The sequence below is a fragment of the Streptomyces glaucescens genome (assembly GCF_002154375.1).
Taxonomy (GTDB): domain Bacteria; phylum Actinomycetota; class Actinomycetes; order Streptomycetales; family Streptomycetaceae; genus Streptomyces; species Streptomyces glaucescens.
This window is the reverse complement of sequence record NZ_MUND01000662.1, coordinates 1-715: the sequence shown is the minus strand read 5'-3', so window position 1 is coordinate 715 and position 715 is coordinate 1. Positions and strand designations below refer to the sequence as shown.

Annotated in this window: 1 pseudogene; it reads right to left on the bottom strand. The window is 75.2% G+C overall.

The window, feature by feature from the left end:
* Positions 1 to 590 (bottom strand): annotated as a pseudogene (locus CCN42_RS42885) (hypothetical protein); the annotation flags it as partial.
* Positions 591 to 715: the final 125 nt, after the last annotated feature.

The window sequence follows — 715 nt, the reverse complement described above, 5'->3', positions numbered from 1 at the left end:
CCGGGGCAGCCGGTCACCAGAAACTGCCCCGCTTCGAACCGGAGTCCCGCGGACGGCCGCGGCCCTGTCCTGGAGGCACCCTCGGCATCCCGAGGCCGGTGCCCGCGCCACCAGGTGCCCCCGCTGCACGTATCCGCCTGCGAACCGGGTGCGGAACCTCGGTGGCGAAGCCGAACCGGTGGCCGATCCCGGCGCGGCGCCGACGCCCCCGTCTCGGCCGTGCCTCTCAGGCGTCTGGGACGAGAACCACCTTGCCGGTCGTCGCCCGCCCCTCCAGGGCGGCATGCGCCGCGGCAGCCTGCGACGGCGGCCTGCACGAGCGCGCGGGCCTCGTCGACGGGCGCGTCCCGGCCCTTCAGCAGCAGGGCCAGTGCGTCGGTGAAGCGCACACCGCGCTCCTTCAGCTGCGCCTCATCAGGGCGGAACTCCTCTCGGGAGGCCGCGCCGATGGTGATGTAGCGTCCGCCCTCGGCCAGCAGCTCGAAGGCGGCACGGCCTTTGTCGCCCTCGACCCCGTCCAGAACGACCGTGACGCCGCGCCCGCCCAGGTGATCGCGGGGAATGGCCGGTTGGCGGGTGAGGCTCGCCATCCACTCCGGGGGCTTGAAGGTGTGCGAAGCCGCGCCCCGTCGCGGGTCTGTGACCGTCGGCGGGGCGGGGCGGCGGAACTCAGTCGGTGGTGGCCTGGGTGCGGCGGGCGTAGGCGCGGGCGGCG